The sequence below is a fragment of the Zhongshania sp. genome, assembly GCF_041623545.1.
GTDB lineage: Bacteria > Pseudomonadota > Gammaproteobacteria > Pseudomonadales > Spongiibacteraceae > Spongiibacter.
The window spans coordinates 1-3,530 of sequence record NZ_JBFJWS010000319.1 but is presented as its reverse complement, the minus strand read 5'-3'; the positions used below and the strand labels follow the sequence as shown (position 1 = coordinate 3,530).

4 protein-coding genes are annotated in these 3,530 nt (G+C 50.9%); 3 read left to right on the top strand and 1 reads right to left on the bottom strand.

Going from position 1 to position 3,530, the window contains the following annotated elements; genetic code table 11:
* Window positions 1-238: 238 nt before the first annotated feature.
* From folD to ABYT30_RS17130, 3 genes are read left to right on the top strand one after another with little or no spacing between them, the layout of a single operon-like run.
* Window positions 239-1,078 (top strand): bifunctional methylenetetrahydrofolate dehydrogenase/methenyltetrahydrofolate cyclohydrolase FolD, encoded by an 840-nt coding sequence (gene folD / locus ABYT30_RS17140; protein WP_373097658.1) that lies wholly within the window; start codon window positions 239-241, stop codon window positions 1,076-1,078.
* A gap of 20 nt (window positions 1,079-1,098) precedes the next feature.
* Window positions 1,099-1,749: a lysophospholipid acyltransferase family protein gene (locus ABYT30_RS17135; RefSeq protein ID WP_373082871.1), complete on the top strand. Its 651-nt coding sequence runs from the start codon at window positions 1,099-1,101 to the stop codon at window positions 1,747-1,749.
* Window positions 1,746-2,129: a VanZ family protein gene (locus ABYT30_RS17130; protein WP_373082869.1), complete on the top strand. Its 384-nt coding sequence runs from the start codon at window positions 1,746-1,748 to the stop codon at window positions 2,127-2,129. The genes ABYT30_RS17135 and ABYT30_RS17130 overlap by 4 nt, the downstream gene beginning before the upstream one ends.
* A 6-nt stretch (window positions 2,130-2,135) precedes the next feature.
* Here ABYT30_RS17130 and cysS read toward each other — a convergent pair.
* A partial coding sequence (gene cysS / locus ABYT30_RS17125; RefSeq protein ID WP_373097656.1) for a cysteine--tRNA ligase occupies window positions 2,136-3,530 on the bottom strand: 1,395 nt, incomplete at its 5' end.

Sequence of the window (3,530 nt, the reverse complement as noted above, 5' to 3'; positions counted from 1 at the left end):
TAGAGAGATTCGAACTCCCGACATCCTGCTCCCAAAGCAGGCGCGCTACCAGACTGCGCTATACCCCGTTTTTCGTTTCCCGTATGCCTCGCTACAGGAGGTGGGCATAATACGCAGCAGTCCTGTTTCCGTCAACGCTTTTAGGAAAATTATTTCATTTCATTTGTTGGCCTGCCGTTTCACGCCATGCGACAATAACATCTTAATTTGAATCACCTTTTTCGCGAGACTATTTCCAATGGCAGCTTTGATCTTAGATGGCAAAACACTGGCGGCAAGCTGGGAAGAACAACTGGCAGCACGGGTTACTGCCCTCAAAAATAGCTCAGCCGGCAGAAGCCCTATATTAGCGACCATATTAGTTGGCGATGACCCCGCCTCCGCCACCTACGTAAAGATGAAAGGCAATGCCTGCCGGCGCGTTGGCATGGAGTCACTTGCTGTTGAAATGCCCGGATCTACGACCACCGAGCAGTTACTCGCCAAAATCAACGAGTTAAACGACAACCCTGATATTCACGGCATCCTGCTTCAACACCCAGTACCTGAGCAAATTGACGAACGCGCCTGCTTTGACGCAATTGCTCTGCATAAGGATGTAGACGGCGTCACCTGCCTTGGGTTTGGCCGCATGGCCATGGGCGAAGATGCCTACGGCTGCGCAACACCCAAGGGTATTATGCGCATCTTAGAACACTACAAAATCGACATAGAGGGTAAACACGCTGTTGTAGTGGGTCGCAGCGCTATTCTCGGTAAACCAATGGCCATGATGCTGTTAGAAGCCAATGCGACCGTCACCATTTGTCACTCGCGGACCCAAAACTTGCCTGAGATCATTAAGCAGGCCGATATTTTGGTGGGTGCCGTAGGCAAGCCAGAGTTTATCAAGGCCGACTGGATTAAGGATGGCGCTGTTGTGGTTGACGCTGGCTACCATCCAGGCGGTGTTGGCGATATCGAGCTTGGGCCATTGGTTGATCGTGTCAGCGCGTACACCCCAGTACCCGGCGGCGTTGGTCCAATGACTATCAACACCTTGATTTTTCAAAGTGTTGATTCCGGCGAAAAAGCCTGAGCCTGAGCCGGACGTGCTAGATGGGACGCTTAAAACCCCCTAAAAAGATCAATACCGCCCAAAAAATAGCCCGCAGAATCTTATGTGAAATTCTGCAGTTGCTTTTTTGGGTGATGAACACATTGCGCTTCAAAAATCAGCTCGAGATTGAGCGGCCTTGTGTAATGGCGGTCTATCACGATGAATTAATGCCCCTAATTCATTATTTCCGCGATGATGACGTCACCGCCATCGCTTCGCAAAATCACTTTGGCTATTCCATTGCCAAGGTCATGGAGCGTTACGGCTATGAGGTTGCACTCGGCTCTCGCAGCCGCGGCGGTATGGATGCCTTTTTTCAATTATTAAAATCAGCGCGCAAGGGCAAAACAATCGCTTTTACCGTAGACGGTTCTCGGGGCCCCCGCCACGAGATGAAACAAGGTGCGGTTATGCTAGCCCGCAAAACCAAACTACCCCTGTATTTAATACGCGCAGACTACAAGGGCCTGCGTTTGGAAAGCACCTGGGACAAGACAAAACTCCCCAAGCCTTTTACCAGCATTAGCTTTAACTATGAGCGCTTCCCCATGGAAGATTACGCCGACGAAACGGACATCAATATCGTGGTAGCCGAAGCCCAAAAAAGACTACTCGCCCTGCAGCCTGACGACTATGGAAGCGCTAAATGATCTTAAGCCGCAAATACCGCTTCTTACTGTTCTTGGCTTACGCGCTTATAATCACCGTGATGTCTTTGCTCCCCGCAGAACAAAGCCCGGCACTGGGTGTTTGGGATAAGCTTCAGCACTTTAGCGCCTATCTATTATTTATGATGCTGGCCTACCCCTTAGCCAGCAACCACTGCTGGCGGCTAGCTAGCGGTATTGGCATCATCGCGTACAGCATTGCAGTGGAATACGTCCAACAGTTCTCCCCCGGCCGACACACATCATATGAAGATGCATTCGCCAATAGCCTCGGGGTGATCAGCGGCTATCTACTTGCTTGGCTTTTTATGTATTTCATTACGCGTGTGCGGGCCGACGCGCTAGACGCTAGAAAAGTGTGACGGGAATCAATCCCGTCGCCAAGTTGTACCTTCCCGACTGTCTTCTAAAATTACGCCCTGCGCTTTAAGGGAGTCCCGAATCTCATCGGCACGTGCGAACTGACGATCTTTCTTCGCCTGGACGCGTTCAGCAATCAATGCTTCGATACTCGCGGCGTCCAACTGATCGGCGCTGCCAGACTGTAAGAAGTCATCGGCTTCCAGCTGTAAAACCCCCAAAACCGCCGCAAGGGACTTCAGAAGCTGGGCGAGCGAAAGTATCAGGTCATTGTTACCCGCTTCTTTCGCAGTATTCAGCTCGCGCACCATATCGTACAAAACGGCAACCGCCAGTGGCACATTGAAATCATCCGCCATAGCCGCATCAAAGCGCTGCACAAAATCATTATTTTGAGGCAAGTCAGCGTAAGGAATTAGCGTTACTGGCGGCAAACCCTTGTAGGCGTGATAGAACCGCTCCAGGTTCTGCTTCGCGATCTGCAAATTTTCTTCGGAGTAGTTAATAGCACTGCGATAATGACTTGAGATCAGAAAATAGCGCACCACTTCAGGGTGATATTTATCTAAGATTTCACGAATCGTAAAAAAATTGCCTAAGGACTTAGACATTTTCTCATTATCAACCCGCACTGCACCGGCGTGCATCCAGGTTTGCGCGTATTTTTTACCCGTTGCCGCCTCAGACTGAGCAATCTCATTTTCGTGATGGGGGAAAACCAAATCCGGCCCCCCGCCGTGAATATCAAAGGTCTCGCCCAAGCAACAGGTCGACATCGCCGAGCATTCAATATGCCAACCTGGTCGCCCCTCTCCCCAAGGCGAAGGCCAGCTTGTTGTACCGTCGCTCACCGCCTTCCACAGGGCGAAATCTCGGGGATCTTCCTTGGCTTCGTCCACCGCAATCCGTGCACCAGATAAAAGCTCATCGGGCTTTTTGCCAGACAGCTTTCCATAATCGGCAAACGCCGTAACTCGGTAATAAACATCACCATTGCTAGCCTGATAGGCGTGACCACTGGCAATCAAACGCTCGATCATGGCAATAATATCACCGATATGCGCGGTCGCCCGTGGCTCGCGGTCTGGCGCAATAATACCAAGGCGCTCAGCATCTTCATTCATGGCAGCAATAAAGCGCTCGGTCAGCGCTTCGTAAGGCTCGCTGTTTTCAGCCGCGCGACGCAAAATTTTATCGTCAATATCGGTGATATTACGCACATAATTCACCTCAAACGCCTTGGCGCGCAAGTAACGCGTAATGACATCAAAGGCAACAAGCACCCGAGCATGGCCCAAGTGGCAGTAGTCATATACCGTCATACCACAGACATACATGCCAATCTTGCCGTCTTGTAATGGTTTTAGCGGCTGCTTGCTGCGGCTGAGGGTGTTGTAGATTTG

Coding starts and splice junctions, on each gene's coding strand:
- folD (WP_373097658.1), top strand. CDS start 239: ATGGCAGCTTTGATCTTAGATGGCAAAACACTGGCGGCAAGCTGGGAA.
- ABYT30_RS17135 (WP_373082871.1), top strand. CDS start 1,099: ATGGGACGCTTAAAACCCCCTAAAAAGATCAATACCGCCCAAAAAATA.
- ABYT30_RS17130 (WP_373082869.1), top strand. CDS start 1,746: ATGATCTTAAGCCGCAAATACCGCTTCTTACTGTTCTTGGCTTACGCG.